Below are 17,095 nucleotides of genomic sequence, written 5' to 3' on the forward strand. Positions count from 1 at the left end.
GCCGCCGCCCGGCCGGCTGTGGCGCACCGTCACAGCCAGCCGTGCTCGCGGGCGATCCGCACCGCCGCGTGCCGGTTCTCCGCGCCGAGCTTGCCCGCCGCCGAGGACAGGTAGTTGCGGACGGTGCCCTGCGACAGCGAGGCCCGGTCGGCTATCTCCGCGATCGAGGAGCCGTCGGCGGCCAGTTCCAGCACGTCCGTCTCGCGCGGCGTCAGCGGGGAGTCGCCGGCGCTGATCGCCTCGGCGGCGAGCTCCGGGTCCACGTAGCGGCCGCCGGCCCGCACGGTGCGGATGATGCCCGCCAGGTCGGAGGCGGAGACGGTCTTCGGCAGGAAGCCGCGCACCCCGACCTCCAGGGCCCGCTTCAGGTAGCCCGGCCGGCCGTGCCCGGTCACGATCATCACCCGGCACTCCGGCAGCCGGTGCCGCAGCTCGGACGCCACCTCCAGGCCGTCCAGGCCCGGCATCTGCAGGTCCAGCACCGCCACGTCCGGGCGGTGCGCGGCCGCCATCGCCAGCGCCTCCGGGCCGGACGCCGCCTCGGCGACCACCGTCAGGTCGTCCTCCAGCGCGAGCAGCGCCGCCAGCGCTCCCCGGATCAGATGCTCGTCGTCGGCGAGCAGTACCCGCACCCGGTCGGTCACGTCACGGACTCCCTTGCTGCCATCGGTAGTTCGGCGGTCACCCGGAACCGCCCGGGGCCGGTCCCGGCCGCCGTCAGAGTGCCGCCGTGGGCGGCCAGCCGTTCGCGCAGGCCGCGCAGCCCGCTGCCCGCGCCCTCGGTGCGGGACGGCGGGACGGCGGGCACCCCGTCGTTCTCCACCTCCAGCACCGCGACGCCGCCCGAGAGCCGCAGCCGGATCGTGCAGTTGGCGGCCTCGGAGTGCCGCAGCACGTTGGTCGCGGTCTCCCGCACCACCCAGCCGAGCACCGACTGCGCCTCGGCGGGCAGCGCCTCTGCGCCGGCCAGCTCGGTCCGGCAGTCGACGTTCGCGGCCCGCAGCACCGAGGCCGCGCCGATCAGCTCGGTGTGCAGTTCGACGGTGCGGTAGCCGCGCACCACCTCGCGGACCTCGCGCTGCGAGTCCTGGGCGATCCGCTGCACCTCGGTCATCTGGTCCACCGCCTCGGGGCGGCCGCGGCGGGCCAGCTGCACCGCCAACTCGCTCTTCAGCGCGATGGTGGCCAGGTTGCGGCCCAGCACGTCGTGCAGGTCGCGGGAGAACCGCAGCCGCTCCTCGGCGACCGCGAGCCGGGCCTGGGCCTCCCGGGCCCCGTCCAACTCCCAGACCACCCTGGCCATCCAGGCCGAGCAGCGGGCCGCGGCCGCGGCCGCCGTCGCGCCGATCGAGATGCCGACGGCGATGCTGATTGCCGCCGCCGGATGGACGCCCGCCACCGCCGGCGGCACCGCCGTCGCGGCCACCAGCACCAGCCCGCCGAGCAGCGCCGGTCGGGTCGGCAGGGCGACCGACGCGGCGGTGATCCAGCAGGTCGCCGCCATGCTCGCCACGACACCGGCCGCGGGCGCGGTCGGCGAGTCCGGGGTGAGCGGGCCACCGGTCAGCATCGCGGCCAGGGCCAGGCCCGCCGACACCGCCGCCGACAGCGCCGCCCAGCAGTACGGGTGCGGGCGGCGCCCGAGGTACGCGGCCAGGCCGGTGCGGAACATCACGATGTTCAGCACCGACGACACCAGCACCCCGAGCATCAGCAGCCGGAACCCGGTCGGCAGCTCGTCGCCGTCGGCGAGGCCGGCCAGCGAGCCGAACGCGGCCAGCGGCTGGGCCACCGCCACGATGTACAGCGACCACCGCACGTACAGCTCGATGCGCTGCGGTTTGGACAGCGCCTGCCAGCGGCGGATCGGTCGCGGCCTGCTCATCCGCACGGCGTGGTTCCTCTTTCCCGGCTTCCGGACGACTCCGGAGAATCTATCGGCGCGGTTCCCAGCGGAACCAGCGGCGGGCGGCCCAGGCCGCCGCGGCCGCCCACACCACGGCCAGCAGCAGCGGCATCGCGCCCTGGCCCCACGTCCCGGCGAAGCCCTCGGCGGGCCCGGAGCCGTCGGTGCCGAACCACCCGATCCGCAGCAGCTGCAGCGCCGGGGTGGTCGGCAGCAGCCGGCAGACGTCCGCCACCGCGTCCGGCAGCGACTCCAGCGGGACCATCAGGCCGGAGCCGAGCTGCGCCACCAGCAGCAGCGGCAGGGTGGTGATGCCGGCGCTCTCCACCGTCTTGGTGATGGCGCTGGACGCGGCGGCCAGCGCCGCCAGCAGCGCCACCGACAGGCCCAGGCCGAGCACCATCAGCACCGGGTTGACCGGCACCGGCAGGTCGAGCAGCACCGCGCCGCCGACGCCCAGCAGCAGGCACTGCACGAGCGCCAGCGCGATCGACGGGGCGGCGGTGCCGACCAGGATCTCGCCGTCGGTGGCCTCGCCGGTGCGCAGCCGCTTCAGCACCAGCTCGCTGCGCCGCGCGGTGTAGGCGGTGGTCAGGTTGCAGTAGACGACGATCAGCAGCACGATGCCCATCGCGCCGGCGATCAGGTTGGCGTCCACGTTCAGACCGGGGGTCCGTTCGGCGGCCTGGTCGAGGATCGAACTGAGCGCGCCGACCAGCACCAGCGGCAGCGCCAGCGCCATGAACATCGCGGTGCGGTTGCGGCGCAGCAGGGTGGCCTCGGCGCGGCCGAGGGCGAGCAGGCGTCCGGCGGGGGTGGTTGCGGCGGTCATGCGGCACGTCCGATCCGGGGCGGGGTGGCCGCGTCGGAGGCGGCGATGGCGAGGAAGGCCTCTTCGAGGGAGGCGCTGCGGGCGTCCAGGCGGCCCAGGGCGACCCGGTGGCGGGCGGCCCAGCCGAGCAGTTCGGTCAGGGTGCTCTGCAGGTCGGCGGTGCGCAGGGTGATCCGGCGGCCGTCGATCGCCGCTTCGGCGCCGGGCAGGGCGGGCAGGTCGAGGGCGGCGTGCGGGCCGGTGCGCTCGGGCAGTTCGAAGGCGATCCGGGCGGGGTGGTCGGCCAGCACCTCGGCGACGGTGCCGCCGGCCACCACCCGGCCGCCGTGCATGATCGCCAGCCGGTCGGCGAGCTCCTCGGCCTCCTCCAGGTAGTGCGTGGTGAGCAGCACCGTGGTGCCGGCCGCGCGCAGTTCGCGGATCAGCCGCCAGACCGAGGCGCGGGCCTCCGGGTCCAGGCCGGTGGACGGCTCGTCCAGGAACAGCACCTCGGGGCGGCCGAGCAGGGCCATCGCCAGGTCGAGGCGGCGGCGCTCGCCGCCGGAGAGCTGCTTGACCCGGACGGTGCGCTTGGGCAGCAGGCCGACCAGGTCGAGCGCCTCGTCCACGGTGCGGGCGTCGCTGGTCAGTCCGGCCCAGCAGCGGCCGGTCTCGACGAGGGTGAGTTCGCCGGGGAAGCCGCCCTCCTGGAGCATGATGCCGATCCGGGGCCGGAGCGCCGCCCGGTCGTGGGCCGGGTCCAGACCGAGCACCCGGGCCTGGCCGGCGCTCGGCGCGGCCAGGCCCTCCAGCACCTCCAGGGTGGAGGTCTTGCCGGCGCCGTTGGTGCCGAGCAGCGCGAACAGCTCGCCGGGGGCGACGGTGAGGTCCAGGCCGCGGACGGCCTCGAACCCGGCGTCGCCGGACGGTCCGTAGCGGCGGTGCAGGCCGCGGGCCTCGACGGCGGGGCGGGGACGGCTGGTGTCGGTCATGGCTCCAGCCTCCCGTCGGCCGGTACCGGTCAGTAGTGCGGGCCGTCACCGGGTGCCGGTGGAGTTCCACGGGTCGGCGATGACAAATGTCATCGGGCCGGTCCCGGACCGGTCGGGGGCCGGAAACGCCGAAGGCCCCCTCGGTGAGGGGGCCTTCGGAACCGGAGCGGACGACGAGATTCGAACTCGCGACCCTCACCTTGGCAAGGTGATGCTCTACCAACTGAGCCACGTCCGCATGATATTGAGTTGTACAGCCGATAACGCTGACTGCGAGCGGACGACGAGATTCGAACTCGCGACCCTCACCTTGGCAAGGTGATGCTCTACCAACTGAGCCACGTCCGCACGGTGCCTGGGCACCGGCCGCCCCGCTCGGGTTGTTCCCCCGGTTGCGGCGACGAGAAATACTCTACAACATCAATCGGCCTGCTCGCCCCACCCTTCCCCGGCGACCCGGCCGGGGAAGGGCCGGCAGCCCTCAACGGGCCGCCGGGAAGGGTCAGTTGTTCTCGGAGAACGCCTCGTACACGTGCTTCGGGATGCGGCCGCGGGCGGGCAGCTCCATGCCGTTGGACTGCGCCCAGGCGCGCACCGCGGCCGGGTCGGGGGTCAGCGCGGTGCGGCGGAAGGACTTCCCGCTGCGGCTCTGCCGGCGCCCGGCGGCCACGAACGGGGCGAGCGCCTCCCGGAGCTTTTCCGCGTTGTCGGCGGACAGGTCGATCTCGTACGACTTCCCGTCCACGCCGAAGTGGACGGTTTCCGCGGCGGCGCCGCCGTCCAGGTCGTCGGAGAGCGTGACGACTACACGCTGAGCCATGGGTGTCAATCCTCTCGGGCAATTCGGCCGACGGTGGTCTCGGATGCCCCGCCGGTCCGCTGGGCCGGGATCACGGCATCCGTCGGCGGGCAGGGAGGGCCCACGCCGAGATGCGGCGCGTTCGGCTGCCGGTCGCCCTATTCTGCACCCGGAAGCTACTGAAATCGAAGAGTTCGGGATTCCTTTTTTCCGGATATTCACGGGGTTCCCTCGGATGCCGATACTGCCTCGTTACAGACGGGATTAAACCGACGAAATGGGATGGCGGCCGGGGTCCGGAGAGGCGCGGAAGCCTTGTCGCGTAAGGGGCGTGGGTCTACGCGCGTTGCCGCTGGTGGGCCGCAAGATGCCGTTCCGACACAGGTAGGCTGAAGGTCCCCCGCCTGAACGCAATCACCACCGGGAGTGCCAGTGGCACGCGTCGTAGTCGACGTCATGCTCAAGCCGGAGATCCTCGACCCGCAGGGACAGGCGGTGCAGCGCGCACTGCCCCGTCTGGGATTCGCCGGGATCGCCGACGTCCGCCAGGGCAAGCGTTTCGAACTGGAGCTGGAAGGGCCGGTCGACGACGCCGCGCTCGCCCGCATCCGCGAGGCCGCCGAAACCTTCCTCGCCAACACCGTGATCGAGGACTTCACCGTCCGCGTCGAGGAGGAGGGCAAGTGACCACCCGCGTCGGCGTCGTCACTTTCCCCGGCTCCCTCGACGACCGCGACGCCCGTCGCGCGGTCCGCCTGGCCGGCGCCGAGCCGGTCGCCCTCTGGCACCGTGACAAGGATCTCCACCAGGTCGACGCGGTCGTCCTGCCGGGCGGATTCTCTTACGGCGACTATCTGCGCTGCGGTGCCATCTCCCGCTTCTCGCCGGTGATGGAGACCATCATCGAGCAGGCGAAGCTGGGAATGCCGGTCCTCGGTATCTGCAACGGCTTCCAGGTGCTGTGCGAATCGCACCTGCTGCCCGGCGCGCTCACCCGGAACGACTCGCTGCACTTCATCTGCCGCGACCAGAAGCTCCGCATCGAGAACGCCACGACGGCCTGGACCAACGATTACTCGGCCGGCCAGGAAATCGTCGTTCCGCTCAAGAACGGCGAAGGCCGGTTCGTCGCCGACGAGCGCGTCCTCGACGAACTCGAGGCCGAAGGCCGCATCGTGGCCCGGTACTTGGAGCTGAACCCGAACGGTTCGTACCGCGACATCGCCGGCATCACCAACGCCGCCGGCAATGTCGTCGGCCTGATGCCGCACCCGGAGCACGCCGTGGAGCCGCTCACCGGTCCGACCACCGAGGGCCTGGGCTTCTTCACTTCCGTCCTGAAGCAGCTGGTGAACGCCTGATGAGCCTCGACACCGTCAAGAACGCCGAGCAGACCCCGGACGCCGCCCAGCCCTGGGCCGAACTCGGCCTCAAGCAGGACGAGTACGCGCGGATCCGGGAGATCCTGGGCCGCCGCCCGACCGGCGCCGAGCTGGCCATGTACTCGGTGATGTGGTCGGAGCACTGCTCGTACAAGAGCTCCAAGGTCCACCTCAAGCAGTTCGGCGAGAAGGCCCCGAAGAACGACGCGATGCTCGTCGGCATCGGCGAGAACGCCGGTGTGGTCGACGTCGGCCAGGGCTACGCGGTCACCTTCAAGGTCGAGTCGCACAACCACCCGTCGTACATCGAGCCCTACCAGGGCGCGGCCACCGGCATCGGCGGCATCGTGCGCGACATCCTGGCGATGGGCGCCCGCCCGGTCGCCGTGATGGACCCGCTGCGCTTCGGTGCGGCCGACCACCCGGACACCCGGCGCGTGCTGCCTGGGATCGTCGCGGGCATCGGCGGCTACGGCAACTGCCTGGGCCTGCCGAACATCGGCGGCGAGGTCGTCTTCGACTCCTGCTACCAGGGCAACCCGCTGGTCAACGCGCTGTGCGTCGGCGTGATGAAGCACGAGGACATCCACCTCGCGAAGGCCTCCGGCCCCGGCAACAAGGTCATCCTGTACGGAGCCCGCACCGGCGGCGACGGCATCGGCGGCGTCTCGGTGCTCGCCTCGGAGACCTTCGACGCGACCGGCCCGGCCAAGCGCCCCGCCGTCCAGGTCGGCGACCCGTTCCAGGAGAAGCTCCTCATCGAGTGCACCCTGGAGATCTTCCGCGAGGACCTCGTCGCGGGCATCCAGGACCTCGGCGGCGCCGGCCTGTCCTGCGCCACCTCGGAGCTGGCCTCGGCCGGCACCGGCGGCATGCGGATCGAGCTGGACACCGTGCCGCTGCGCGACCACACGCTCTCGCCCGAGGAGATCCTCATGAGCGAGTCGCAGGAGCGCATGTGCGCCATCGTCGAGCCCGGCAAGGTCGACCGCTTCCTGGAGATCTGCGAGAAGTGGGACGTCATCGCCACCGTCATCGGCGAGGTGACCGACGGCGAGCGCCTGGAGATCTTCTGGCACGGTGAGCAGGTCGTCGACGTGCCGCCGCGCACCGTCGCCCACGAGGGCCCGACCTACCAGCGCCCGTACGCCCGCCCGTCCTGGCAGGACGCGCTGCAGGCCGACGCCCCGACCGCCGAGCGGCTCGCCCGCCCGACCGACGGCGCCGGCCTGAAGGACGCGCTGCTGAAGGTCGCCGGTTCGCCGAACCAGGCCTCCAAGGCGTGGATCACCGACCAGTACGACCGCTACGTGCTGGGCAACACGGTGCTCGCCACCCCCGAGGACTCCGGCATGATCCGGATCGACGAGGAGACCAACCTCGGCGTCTCGGTCGCCACCGACGGCAACGGCCGCTACACCAAGCTGGACCCGTACACCGGCGCCCAGCTGGCGCTGGCCGAGGCCTACCGGAACGTCGCGGCCGGCGGCGCCAAGCCGCTCGCGGTCTCCGACTGCCTCAACTTCGGCTCCCCCGAGGACCCGGACGTGATGTGGCAGTTCGCCGAGGCCACCCGCGGCCTGGCCGACGCCTGCCAGGTGCTCGGCACCCCGGTCACCGGCGGCAACGTCTCGCTCTACAACCAGACCGGCGACGTCGCCATCCACCCGACCCCCGTGGTCGCGGTGCTCGGCGTCATCGACGACGTCACCCGGCGCACCCCGGTCGGCTTCGCCGAGGAGGGCCAGCTGCTCTACCTGCTCGGCGACACCGCCGACGAGCTGGGCGGCTCCGCCTGGTCGCAGGTCGTGCACAACCACCTCGGCGGCCTGCCGCCCAAGGTGGACCTGGAGCGCGAGCGCCTGCTGGGCGAGATCCTGATCGCCGCCTCCCGCGACGGCATGGTCGACGCCGCCCACGACCTCTCCGACGGCGGCCTCGCGCAGGCCCTGGTGGAGAGCTGCCTCAAGGGCGGCAACGGCGCCCGCGTCGTCGTCCCCGAGGGCATCGACCCGTTCGTGTTCCTGTTCTCCGAGTCCGCCGGGCGCGCCGTGGTGGCCGTCCCGCGCAGCGAGGAGCTCCGGTTCAACGACATGTGCGGCGCCCGCGGCCTGCCCGCCGCCCGCATCGGTGTGGTGGACGGCGAGGCGCTGGAGGTCCAGGGCCAGTTCACCGTCACCCTGGCCGAGCTGCGCGACGCCCACACGGGTGTCATCGAGTCGCTGCTCGCCTGACGGTTCGTCAACCCAGGGCGGTCGGTTCCGGAGGAATCCGGGCCGGCCGCCCTGCGGCGTTTTGTACGCTGCGGGCATGCCCACCGTGAAGCCCCGAACCTACGACCCGGTGAAGGTGCGCGCCGCGCTCACCGGGCAGCTCGACGCGATCGCCGCCGCCGTCCGCTCGCTGGACGACGACCAGCTCGCCCTGCCGACCCGGCTGGGGGAGTGGCGGGTGCGCGAACTCGTCGCCCACCTCGGCATGGTGGCCAGCTGGGTGCCGCTGCACCTGCACGACCCGCTGCCGCCGAAGCCGCCCATCACACCGCTGTACTGGGCCTCGCAGACCCGCACCGCGGCGGCCGCGATCAACTCCACGGCGGTGGAGCTGGTGGCCGAGCAGTTCGCCGGGGACGCCGCCCAGGTGTCGGGTGAACTCGACCGGCAGATCGGCGAGTTGTGGCGCGTCCTGGACAGCGCGGACGGGCAGCAGCCGGGCCGGGTGCTGCTGATGCGGTTCGGCCCGATGCTGCTCGCCGACTTCCTGGTCACCCGCCTGGTGGAGACGGTGGTGCACGCCGACGACCTGGCCGACGCGCTGGGCCTGGCCGCCTTCCCGCACGACCGCTTCGCGCTGGCCTCCACCGCGCGGCTGCTGGCCGACGCCTTCGCCGTCCAGGTGCCGGGCGGCGCGGTCGAGTTGCGGATCCCCCCGGTCGCCGTGGTGCAGGCCGTCGAAGGCCCCCGGCACACCCGCGGCACCCCGCCCAACGTGGTGGAGACCGACCCGCTGACCTGGATCCGCCTCGCCACCGGCCGCCTCGCCTGGCCCGCCGCGCTGGACGCCACCCTCAGCGCGAGCGGCGAGCGCAGCGACCTGTCCGGCTACCTGCCGGTGCTGGGCTGACGCTCACCCCTGCTCGGCCAGCGCGGCGGCCAACTCCCGGATGCCCGCGTCGCGTTCGGCCGCCGTGTCGCCGTAGTCGTAGCTGTGGGTGAACTCGGCGTTCGGGAACGCCCGGGCCATCCACATCGCGCAGTAGTGGCCGGGCATGGTGCAGGCCTGCAGCTCGGTGTAGACCTCGACCACGTCCTCGGGGTCGAGGCCGGCCGCCGACAGCCGGTGCCAGAGCGCCTCCTCGGCGTGCAGGGCGAGCGAGCCGTCGGCGGTGACGATCTGCGGCTCGCCGTCCCTGCCGCGCACCTTGAACGCGGCGTAGCCGGGCACGCCCCGGGTGTGCCGGATGTCCTCCAGCACCCGGGGCCACCACTGCTCGTCGCTCTCGAACGCCCGCAGGTCGGTGCCGCGGAGCCGGCCCTCCGCCGCCGAGAACAGCCGGAACACCTCGTCCGGGCGCTCGGCGGCGGCCAGCGCCCGCAGGTTCTCGTCCAGGTCGCACAGGCTCTCCAGGAACGCGCCGAGCGAGGCGTTGACCGGGACGGACGGCCCCCGGAAGGCCAGGTACACCGCCCGGACCCGGCCCTCCCCGTCCACGCACAGCTCCGCGCCCCGGTCGTTGCCCAGCCGCACCCAGTCGGCCTCGGCCCGCCCCTCGGCGTCCAGCCCGACCCCGCGCGCCCAGTCGCCGAGCCGCAGCGGCTGCCCGGGCTCCGCCGCGAAGTACGGCCCCACCTGCAACGGCAGCCCCGCCCCGCCGAGCAGCCCCACCGTCCCGGCCGAGGCCACCGTGCCGCCCAGCGCGGCAGGATCGGGACGGTACAGGCCACCCGGCCCGAAACGGTCGAGCAGGCGCTGGGTGAGTGCGGCGGTCATGGGGGCTCCGTAGGTCGGGTTCGATCCGCCGCAGCTTCTCGGACAGTCGGGCGAGGACCTCGTCGGGGTCCGGCCCGTAGACCTGCTCCAGCTCGGTGCGGGTGACGGGTTCGAGCTGCGGCATGCCGACAGCCTATGGACTGCTGGGCGCTCGGTGCCGGAGCGGGGGCGCCGGTCAGGGGACGGAGGGGCCGCTGATGTACTTGCCCTTGGCGTCGTAGGGCCAGGCGTTGGCGACGCAGCCCCGGAGGCCGTAGATCTGCTGCATCATCGCGGGGGCGGGCTTGCCCTTGCCGGGGCAGGTTTCGTGGCCGCGGCCGATGCGGTGGCCGACCTCGTGGTTGATGATCAGGGCGCGGTAGTCGTCCAGGGGGCCGTTGAACTCGGGCGAACCGGTGAGCCAGCGCTTGGAGTTGACCACCACCTGCTTGCCGACGTCGCAGTTCACCTCGTTGTGGGTGTCGAGGCCGCCGAGCGCGCAGATCGAGTCGGCGGTGTCGGGGGAGGCGATCTTGACGGTGAAGTCGTACTCGCCGGAGGAGACCAGCTGGAAGCTGTCGCGCTTGTCGGTCGTCCAGCTGCGCGGGTCGGACAGGACGGTCTGGATGGCCTTCGCGGCGGTGTTCGGGTCGATGCCGATGCCGTTCTCGACCTCCACCTGGTAGCGGCGCAGCACGCCGCCGGTGCCGAACCGGCCGCCGCTGGCGGTGGCGGTGGTGAAGGAGCCGCTGCCGCGCCCGACGATCTCCGGTGCGGAGGGCGGCGCGGAGGGCGGTGCGGAGGAGGACGGCGGCGGGCCGGACGGTTCGGGGGACGGCGTGCTGGGGGCGGAGTCGGTCAGCGGCGGCACGGCCCGGGCCTGGGTGGTCGGGTCGTCGGTGGCCGTGGACGCGGAGCCCCCCTGGTGCAGTGCGACGAATCCGGCCGTGCCCAGGACGGCGATCGCCACGGCGCCGCCCAGCACGGCGGCCGTCCGCCGGCGGGCAAGGCGTCGCCGGGCCGCGGCGGCGCGTCGGCGGGACGACCTTTGAGCTGCGCGCATCTGGATCCCCCCGGGGCGGTGGCGCGTTGTTCGGGTGGCCCGTTCGAGTGAAGGTGCCACACCGTCAACATACGCGGTATGGCCCTGATCGGTTCCATCGGGCCGTTCGGGCGCCATGCCCGCCCGCACGGCCCGAACGGAAGAAGCCACAGGCAGGTGCCGGTGTCGACCGACCGCCCGCCGTCGCCGGCTGTGAGCGCCGCCGCCCCGGGAGGACGGCGACGGGCCGCCCCCGGGATGGGGACGGCCCGTCGGACGAGGGACTCGGCGGCTACTGCTTGAGCTCGGCGTACGCCTCGGCGCTGCTGTCCTTCAGGAACTGCCAGCAGCGGGCCTCCTCCTCGGTCTCGTTGATCGCGCCGGCGGCCCGGGCGAGCGCGGCCAGGCAGCGCAGGAAGCCGCGGTTGCCGCGGTGCTCCCACGGCACCGGGCCGTGTCCGCGCCATCCGCTGCGGCGCAGCGCGTCGAGGCCGCGGTGGTAGCCGGTGCGGGCGTAGGCGTAGGACTCGACGGTGCGGCCGGCGGCGAAGGAATCGTCCGCGAGCATCGCCCAGGCCAGGCAGAACGCCGGGTACTCGGCCGCCACCTGGGTCGGGGACGCGGACTCCTCGGCCAGCATCCGGTACGGCTGCTCCTCCTCGGGCAGGAGGGTCGGCTCGGGCCCGTCGAGCAGGTTCTTGTGCATCTCCATGGTGTGCCAGTCTGCCACTCGGACCTGGTGGAGCAACCATGGTTCCGCCGCCCCGCGCGCATACGCCGGTGCCCCGCACCCGGGCGGGTACGGGGCACCGGCGGCGGCCGGGGCCGTTACTTCATGCGCTTGCCGGCCGAGCGCAGCTGCTGCGCGGCCTCCAGCACGCGGGCGGCCATGCCGGCCTCGGCCAGCTTGCCCCAGGTGCGCGGGTCGTAGGTGTTCTTCTTGCCGACCTCGCCGTCGACCTTCAGCACGCCGTCGTAGTTGCGGAACATGTGGTCCACGACGGGGCGGGTGAAGGCGTACTGGGTGTCGGTGTCGAGGTTCATCTTCACGACGCCGTTCTCCAGCGCGGTGCGGATCTCCTCCGCGGTGGAGCCGGAGCCGCCGTGGAAGACGAAGTCGAACGGGTCCTGCTTGCCGTACTGCTTGCCGATCTCGTCCTGCAGGTCGCGCAGCAGCTCCGGACGCAGCACCACGTTGCCCGGCTTGTACACGCCGTGCACGTTGCCGAACGAGGCGGCCAGCAGGTAGCGGCCCTTCTCGCCCAGGCCGAGCGCCTCGGCGGTGCGCACCGCGTCGTTCACGGTGGTGTACAGCTCGTCGTTGATCTCGTGCGAGACGCCGTCCTCCTCGCCGCCGGTCGGGGTGATCTCGACCTCGAGGATGATCCTGGCGGCGGCGGCCTGGGCCAGCAGCTCCTGGCCGATGGCCAGGTTGTCGGCCAGGGTCTCGGCGGAGCCGTCCCACATGTGCGACTGGAACAGCGGGTTCTCGCCGCGGGCGACGCGCTCGGCGGAGATCGCCAGCAGCGGGCGGACGTAGCCGTCCAGCTTGTCCTTCGGGCAGTGGTCGGTGTGCAGGGCGACGGTGACGTCGTACTTGGCCGCGACGATGTGCGCGAACTCGGCCAGCGCGACGGCGCCGGTCACCATGTCCTTGTTGTGCTGGCCGCCCAGGAACTCCGCACCACCGGTGGAGATCTGGATGATGCCGTCGCTCTCGGCCTCGGCGAAACCGCGCAGCGCGGCGTGCAGGGTCTGCGACGAGGTGACGTTGATGGCCGGGTAGGCGAACTTGCCCGCCTTGGCCCGGTCGAGCATCTCGTTGTAGGCCTCGGGAGTTGCGATGGGCATGCGAATCCGCTCCTGTCGGTGTGGGGCGATCGGACGACGCTGTCCGAAGGCTCGATACGCCTGTGGTTCACGACGGATGCGGCACGAGCTGAGGGTGGTTGCTCGACCGCGGGCCGGACACCTCGGCCATCTTCCCAGACTCGCCGTCCGGACACACCCAGCGGCCCGCCACTTGGGACGGCCACCCGGGCGAGGTCCTCGGCGGGGGGTTCGCGGGCGTCCGGTTAAGGCTTCGCAAAGCAGTACGGGCTATCCTGCGCGCGTGGAACACATCCAGCTCGCCGTCAACGTCCTTGACGCCAAATCGCTCGTCGCCTCCGTGGGCGCCATCGGGATCCTGGCGATCATCTTCGCCGAGACCGGCCTGCTGGTCGGGTTCTTCTTCCCGGGTGACTCGCTCCTCATCCTGGCCGGCGTCGCCGCCTCCAGCGCCGCCGCCAAGGTGTTCGGCGAGGGCGCCCAGATGAACATCGCCGTACTGCTGATCGGCGCGCCGGTGTGCGCCATCGCCGGCGCCCAACTCGGACACCTGCTCGGGCACAAGGTCGGCCCGAAGATGTTCGACAAACCGAACTCCAAGCTGCTGCGCCGCGAGTACGTGGACAAGGCCGAGGAGTACTTCGACAAGTTCGGCCCCGCCAAGGCCGTCGTGATGGCCCGCTTCATCCCGGTGGTGCGGACCTTCCTCAACCCGGTGGCCGGCACCCTGAAGATGCCCGCCAAGACGTTCTTCGTCTGGAACGCGGTCGGCGGTCTGCTGTGGACCGAGAGCATGCTGCTGATCGGCTACTTCACCGGCGACCAGCTGGCCGGGGTGATCGACAAGTACCTGCTGCCCGCGATGGCGCTGATCGTGCTGATCTCGATCTCGCCGATCATCGTCGAGGTGGTGCGCGAGCGGAAGAAGAAGAAGGCCGCCGGCGCGCTCGCCGAGGCCCAGGCCGGCGAGCCGGTCGCCGGCGGCGGCCGTCACCGCAAGAACTGAGCACCCCGACACGCGAGAGGCCCCGGCCACCCGAGAGGGCGGCCGGGGCCTCCGTCGTTCCCCGTGGGAGCCGGGCCTCCGGCGTCGTTCCACGTGGAACGGGGGCTCACAGCCCCAGGTCGTCCAGGGTGTACGCGGTGACGTACGGCAGGCCGGTCTCCGCGATCGCCGGGGCCGCGCCGCGCTCCACGATCACCGCGACGCCCACCACCTCGGCGCCCGCCTCGCGCAGCGCCTCCACGGCGGTCAGCACCGAGCCGCCGGTGGTCGAGGTGTCCTCCACCGCCAGCACCCGGCGGCCCTTCACGTCCGGGCCCTCGATGCGGCGCTGCAGGCCGTGCGCCTTGCCCGCCTTGCGGACCACGAAGGCGTCCAGCTTGCGGCCGCGGGCCGCCGCGGCGTGCAGCATCGCGGTGGCCACCGGGTCGGCGCCCAGGGTCAGACCGCCCACCGCGTCGAACTCCAGGTCGGCGGCGGCGTCCAGCATCACCTTGCCGACCAGCGGGGCCGCCTCGGCGTCCAGGGTGATCCGGCGCAGGTCGACGTAGTAGTCGGCCTCCCGGCCGGAGGAGAGGGTGACCTTGCCGTGCACGACGGCCTTGTCCTTGATCTGCGCCAGCAGGGCGTCCCGGTCGTTGCTCATGGGCAGCAAGCTTAGTTGTGCGCCCCGGCTCAGCGTCGCCGCAGGGCCCTAACCAGCACCACCGCGCCGCCGAGCAGCGCCACTCCGCCGCCGATCACCCACGGCAGCGCGCTGCGCTCGCCGCCCGCGCCCGGCAGCAGAACCGGTTCGCCACCCCAGCGGGTGGCCGCGCGGGCCCGCGCGCTGTGGGCCGGCGGGGCGGGCGCGTACCGGCCGTGCGGCGGGGCGTGGTCCACCTCCTCGGCGGAGCGGCCGACGATGCTGCGCCGCACCGGGGCGCTCTCCTGCTCGAACGACTCGGGGCGCGGCACCGGCACCGGCTCGGGCAGCTCGTCCTCGTTGAACGAGATCAGGTCGGAGAGGTCGTCGTCCAGGTCCGGGCCCTGCGCCCGCTCGTCCAGGAACACCACGGTCGCGTCGTCGGGCTCCTGCTCGGCGTCCTCGCCGGGCCCGGACAGCTCGGCGACCAGCGCCGCCGCCGCCCGGTCGATCAGCCGGCGGCCGGCCGTCTCCAGCGCCGGGGCGTCGAAGCCCGCCAGCCGGCCGGAGGCGGTCAGCGCGGTCGCGAGGCGGATCACGGTCTCGCCCGGCCGCTCCCGCAGGGTGACGCGCAGCTCGGCGGTCACCGGGGCCGCGCCGCGGATCTCCTCGCCGGTCAGCCGCAGCTCCAGCGCGTCGTCCTGCCAGCCGGCCACGGACAGCCGGCCGGCGAAGGTGATGGTGGAGCCGCCGATCCGGACCCGGAGCCGGCTGTCCGCCGCCGACGGGGCGGAGGCGGACGCGACCGCGCTCAGCCCCGGCACGCAGCGGGCCACCAGCTCGCGGTCCACCAGCGCTTCCCGGACCACCTCGGCGGGCAGCGGGACGACAACCTCATGCTCCATACCGGCGAGCCTACCGACCGGCCGCCGCCGTGCCGAGCCCCGCACCCGAAGCGGGGCCGGACGTGCCGCGAACGGGCGCACGGCGGACGGTCGTTCGGGCCGGCGGGCGCTGCGCTCAGGGGCCGATCAGCGAGTGCGGCGGCGGCAGCGGCGACGGCCGGTGGGCGGACAGCCGGGCAGCCGTGCCGCGCAGCGCGTCCACGGTGAGCGAGCGCGGCGCGGGCGCGTCCGGGGCCAGCGCCAGCGCGGGGGCGGCGTGGCCAGCCAGGGTGTGGCCGGCCAGCAGGAACGCCGGGGCGGGCCCGGTCTGCCCGCAGTCCTCGGCGGCCGGGGCGACGCCCTGGTACGGGACGGCGTCCAGGCCCGCGGCGGCCAGCCCCGCCTCGGAGCTCCACAGCACCCCGTCCGGGGCGCCGCCGCGCACCGCCAGCCGGCCGGCCGGGGCGAGCCGGCGCGCGGCCAGGCCGTAGAACTCGCGCGAGCGGTACTTGCCGTGCGCGGCCTCGTCGTCCAGGTCGGAGACGATCACGTCGAACTGGTCCGCGGCCTTGCGCAGCCAGCCCATCGGCTCGGCGGTCACCAGCCGTACCCGGGGGTCGTCCCAGGCGTGCTCGGTCAGCGCGTCGTAGGCGCCGTCCCGGTGGGCCAGTGCGGAGAGCTCCGGGTCCCGTTCGACCACCAGCACGCTGTGCACCGCCGGGTGCCGCAGCACCTCGCGCAGCGCCAGGCCGTCGCCGCCGAGCACCAGGACCCGGGCGCTGGGGCCGCCGGCCAGGGCGGGGCGGACCAGCGCCTCGTGGTCGCGGTACTCGTCGGGGCCGCAGACGGCGAGCCGGCCGTCCAGGAAGAGCTTCAGCGGCGGCGGGGTGCGGGTGGCGGCGCCGGCGGGGGCGGGTGGGCCGCCGGTGAGGACGATCTCCTGGTAGCGGCTCTGCGAGGCGAACCGGACCGGTCCGCCGTACAGGGCGTGCCGGGCGGCGCGTTCGATCGCGCCGGTGCAGGCGGCGGCCAGCGCGAGGGCGGCGAGCACCAGGCCGCAGCCGGTCCACAGCAGCAGGCGGGCGCGCGGGGTGGGTTCGGCGCGGAACAGCCAGAGCACCACCACCGCCCCGGCGACCGCGTTCACGGCGCCGGTCACCAGCGCGCCGGCGGCCTGCCCGAGCGCGGGCAGCAGGACGAACGGGAAGGCCAGGCCGCCGATCAGCGCGCCCACGTAGTCGGCGGCGAACAGGTCGGCGACGGCCCGGCCGGCGTGCTCGCGGCGGATCCGCTGGATCAGCGTCATCAGCAGCGGGATCTCGGCGCCGATCAGCAGTCCGATCAGCACGGTGGCGCCGATCAGCGCGATCAGCGTGGTGTGCGGCTGGCGCAGCCACGCCCAGCCGCAGTAGAGGGCGAGCGCGGACAGGCCGCCGGTCAGCGACAGCGCGTACTCGACCACGGCGAAGGAGGTGGCGGGGCGGCGGGTGAGGCCCTTGGCGAGCAGCGAGCCGATGCCCATCGCGAAGACCATCACGGACAGCACCACGGAGGTCTGGGTGACCGAGTCGCCGAGCAGGTAGCCGCCGAGCGCGACCAGTTCGAGTTCGTACACCAGGCCGCAGGCCGCGCAGACGAACGCCGCCAGCAGCACCAGGATCCGGGCCGCGCGGGCGGGCAGGGCGAGCGGTATGGCGCCGCCGGCCCGGACCGCGCCGCCGGGGCCCGCGGTGCGGGGGGCGGTGGTGGGCCGGTGCTCGGCCGTCGGCGGGGGAGCGGGGGCGTCCGGAGCCGGCTGCGCGGACCGTCCGACCGGAGGGTTGATCATGAATGCACGCTAGGCGAGAGGCCG

Annotated in this window: 17 protein-coding genes and 2 tRNA genes; 5 read left to right on the forward strand and 14 right to left on the reverse strand. The window is 73.5% G+C overall.

What is annotated here, in order from left to right; all coding sequences use genetic code 11:
• Positions 1-29 precede the first annotated feature (29 nt).
• The 7 genes from ACWEMJ_RS11660 to ACWEMJ_RS11690 all read right to left on the reverse strand — a co-directional run bounded on the left by ACWEMJ_RS11660 (position 30) and on the right by ACWEMJ_RS11690 (position 4,529).
• Positions 30-644, reverse strand: a complete 615-nt coding sequence (locus tag ACWEMJ_RS11660; protein WP_452136820.1) for a response regulator — start codon at positions 642-644, stop codon at positions 30-32.
• A complete protein-coding gene (locus ACWEMJ_RS11665) occupies positions 641-1,885 on the reverse strand; it encodes a sensor histidine kinase (RefSeq protein ID WP_452136821.1) in 1,245 nt (414 codons plus the stop codon). The genes ACWEMJ_RS11660 and ACWEMJ_RS11665 overlap by 4 nt, the downstream gene beginning before the upstream one ends.
• A 49-nt stretch (positions 1,886-1,934) precedes the next feature.
• Positions 1,935-2,738: an ABC transporter permease gene (locus tag ACWEMJ_RS11670; RefSeq protein WP_452136822.1), complete on the reverse strand. Its 804-nt coding sequence runs from the start codon at positions 2,736-2,738 to the stop codon at positions 1,935-1,937.
• Entirely contained in the window at positions 2,735-3,709 is a 975-nt protein-coding gene (locus tag ACWEMJ_RS11675) for an ABC transporter ATP-binding protein (RefSeq protein WP_452136823.1), read from the reverse strand. Before ACWEMJ_RS11675 ends, ACWEMJ_RS11670 begins: the two co-directional genes overlap by 4 nt.
• 165 nt (positions 3,710-3,874) lie before the next feature.
• Positions 3,875-3,947, reverse strand: a tRNA-Gly gene (locus tag ACWEMJ_RS11680).
• 37 nt (positions 3,948-3,984) lie between these two features.
• A tRNA-Gly gene (locus ACWEMJ_RS11685) sits at positions 3,985-4,057 on the reverse strand.
• Between the two features lie 154 nt (positions 4,058-4,211).
• Complete coding sequence (locus ACWEMJ_RS11690; protein ID WP_073807183.1) at positions 4,212-4,529, reverse strand: histone-like nucleoid-structuring protein Lsr2; 318 nt, start codon at positions 4,527-4,529, stop codon at positions 4,212-4,214.
• A gap of 411 nt (positions 4,530-4,940) precedes the next feature.
• Here ACWEMJ_RS11690 and purS point away from each other — a divergent pair, with 411 nt between their 5' ends.
• From purS to ACWEMJ_RS11710, 4 genes are all read left to right on the forward strand, one after another.
• Positions 4,941-5,195 (forward strand): phosphoribosylformylglycinamidine synthase subunit PurS, encoded by a 255-nt coding sequence (purS, locus tag ACWEMJ_RS11695; protein ID WP_033250393.1) that lies wholly within the window; start codon positions 4,941-4,943, stop codon positions 5,193-5,195.
• Positions 5,192-5,869, forward strand: coding sequence for a phosphoribosylformylglycinamidine synthase subunit PurQ (purQ, locus tag ACWEMJ_RS11700; protein WP_452136824.1), 678 nt, complete (start codon positions 5,192-5,194; stop codon positions 5,867-5,869). Before purS ends, purQ begins: the two co-directional genes overlap by 4 nt.
• Entirely contained in the window at positions 5,869-8,124 is a 2,256-nt protein-coding gene (purL, locus tag ACWEMJ_RS11705; protein WP_452136825.1) for a phosphoribosylformylglycinamidine synthase subunit PurL, read from the forward strand. The genes purQ and purL overlap by 1 nt, the downstream gene beginning before the upstream one ends.
• Before the next feature lie 76 nt (positions 8,125-8,200).
• Positions 8,201-9,013, forward strand: a complete 813-nt coding sequence (locus tag ACWEMJ_RS11710; protein WP_452136826.1) for a sterol carrier family protein — start codon at positions 8,201-8,203, stop codon at positions 9,011-9,013.
• Positions 9,014-9,016: 3 nt separating this feature from the next.
• Here the strand turns inward: ACWEMJ_RS11710 and ACWEMJ_RS11715 are convergent, their stop codons facing one another.
• From ACWEMJ_RS11715 to fbaA, 4 genes are all read right to left on the reverse strand, one after another.
• Positions 9,017-9,880: a nucleic acid/nucleotide deaminase domain-containing protein gene (locus ACWEMJ_RS11715; protein WP_452136827.1), complete on the reverse strand. Its 864-nt coding sequence runs from the start codon at positions 9,878-9,880 to the stop codon at positions 9,017-9,019.
• Between the two features lie 175 nt (positions 9,881-10,055).
• The gene (locus tag ACWEMJ_RS11720) at positions 10,056-10,922 is read right to left on the reverse strand and encodes a DUF3152 domain-containing protein (protein WP_452136828.1); all 867 of its coding nucleotides are present in this window, start codon (positions 10,920-10,922) and stop codon (positions 10,056-10,058) included.
• Between the two features lie 271 nt (positions 10,923-11,193).
• Entirely contained in the window at positions 11,194-11,613 is a 420-nt protein-coding gene (locus ACWEMJ_RS11725; protein WP_452136829.1) for a DUF3151 domain-containing protein, read from the reverse strand.
• Between the two features lie 116 nt (positions 11,614-11,729).
• Positions 11,730-12,752, reverse strand: coding sequence for a class II fructose-bisphosphate aldolase (gene fbaA, locus ACWEMJ_RS11730; RefSeq protein ID WP_452136830.1), 1,023 nt, complete (start codon positions 12,750-12,752; stop codon positions 11,730-11,732).
• A 262-nt stretch (positions 12,753-13,014) separates the two neighbouring features.
• On the opposite strand from fbaA, the gene ACWEMJ_RS11735 reads away from it, so the two are divergent.
• Entirely contained in the window at positions 13,015-13,737 is a 723-nt protein-coding gene (locus ACWEMJ_RS11735) for a DedA family protein (protein ID WP_452136831.1), read from the forward strand.
• 106 nt (positions 13,738-13,843) lie between these two features.
• Here the strand turns inward: ACWEMJ_RS11735 and pyrE are convergent, their stop codons facing one another.
• The 3 genes from pyrE to ACWEMJ_RS11750 all read right to left on the reverse strand — a co-directional run bounded on the left by pyrE (position 13,844) and on the right by ACWEMJ_RS11750 (position 17,071).
• Positions 13,844-14,380 (reverse strand): orotate phosphoribosyltransferase, encoded by a 537-nt coding sequence (pyrE, locus tag ACWEMJ_RS11740; RefSeq protein WP_452136832.1) that lies wholly within the window; start codon positions 14,378-14,380, stop codon positions 13,844-13,846.
• Positions 14,381-14,409: 29 nt separating this feature from the next.
• Entirely contained in the window at positions 14,410-15,264 is an 855-nt protein-coding gene (locus ACWEMJ_RS11745) for a CoxG family protein (protein ID WP_452136833.1), read from the reverse strand.
• A gap of 115 nt (positions 15,265-15,379) precedes the next feature.
• A complete protein-coding gene (locus ACWEMJ_RS11750) occupies positions 15,380-17,071 on the reverse strand; it encodes a spermine/spermidine synthase domain-containing protein (RefSeq protein WP_452136834.1) in 1,692 nt (563 codons plus the stop codon).
• Positions 17,072-17,095: the final 24 nt, after the last annotated feature.

This window comes from Kitasatospora sp. NPDC004531 (genome assembly GCF_053602195.1).

Bases quoted from the DNA above. Each gene is read 5' to 3' on its own strand.
- purL (WP_452136825.1), top strand. From the start codon at position 5,869: ATGAGCCTCGACACCGTCAAGAACGCCGAGCAGACCCCGGACGCCGCC.
- fbaA (WP_452136830.1), bottom strand. From the start codon at position 12,752: ATGCCCATCGCAACTCCCGAGGCCTACAACGAGATGCTCGACCGGGCC.
- ACWEMJ_RS11745 (WP_452136833.1), bottom strand. From the start codon at position 15,264: ATGGAGCATGAGGTTGTCGTCCCGCTGCCCGCCGAGGTGGTCCGGGAA.
- ACWEMJ_RS11690 (WP_073807183.1), bottom strand. From the start codon at position 4,529: ATGGCTCAGCGTGTAGTCGTCACGCTCTCCGACGACCTGGACGGCGGC.
- ACWEMJ_RS11665 (WP_452136821.1), bottom strand. From the start codon at position 1,885: ATGAGCAGGCCGCGACCGATCCGCCGCTGGCAGGCGCTGTCCAAACCG.
- ACWEMJ_RS11750 (WP_452136834.1), bottom strand. From the start codon at position 17,071: ATGATCAACCCTCCGGTCGGACGGTCCGCGCAGCCGGCTCCGGACGCC.
- ACWEMJ_RS11675 (WP_452136823.1), bottom strand. From the start codon at position 3,709: ATGACCGACACCAGCCGTCCCCGCCCCGCCGTCGAGGCCCGCGGCCTG.
- ACWEMJ_RS11715 (WP_452136827.1), bottom strand. From the start codon at position 9,880: ATGACCGCCGCACTCACCCAGCGCCTGCTCGACCGTTTCGGGCCGGGT.
- ACWEMJ_RS11670 (WP_452136822.1), bottom strand. From the start codon at position 2,738: ATGACCGCCGCAACCACCCCCGCCGGACGCCTGCTCGCCCTCGGCCGC.
- ACWEMJ_RS11720 (WP_452136828.1), bottom strand. From the start codon at position 10,922: ATGCGCGCAGCTCAAAGGTCGTCCCGCCGACGCGCCGCCGCGGCCCGG.
- ACWEMJ_RS11710 (WP_452136826.1), top strand. From the start codon at position 8,201: ATGCCCACCGTGAAGCCCCGAACCTACGACCCGGTGAAGGTGCGCGCC.
- pyrE (WP_452136832.1), bottom strand. From the start codon at position 14,380: ATGAGCAACGACCGGGACGCCCTGCTGGCGCAGATCAAGGACAAGGCC.
- ACWEMJ_RS11725 (WP_452136829.1), bottom strand. From the start codon at position 11,613: ATGGAGATGCACAAGAACCTGCTCGACGGGCCCGAGCCGACCCTCCTG.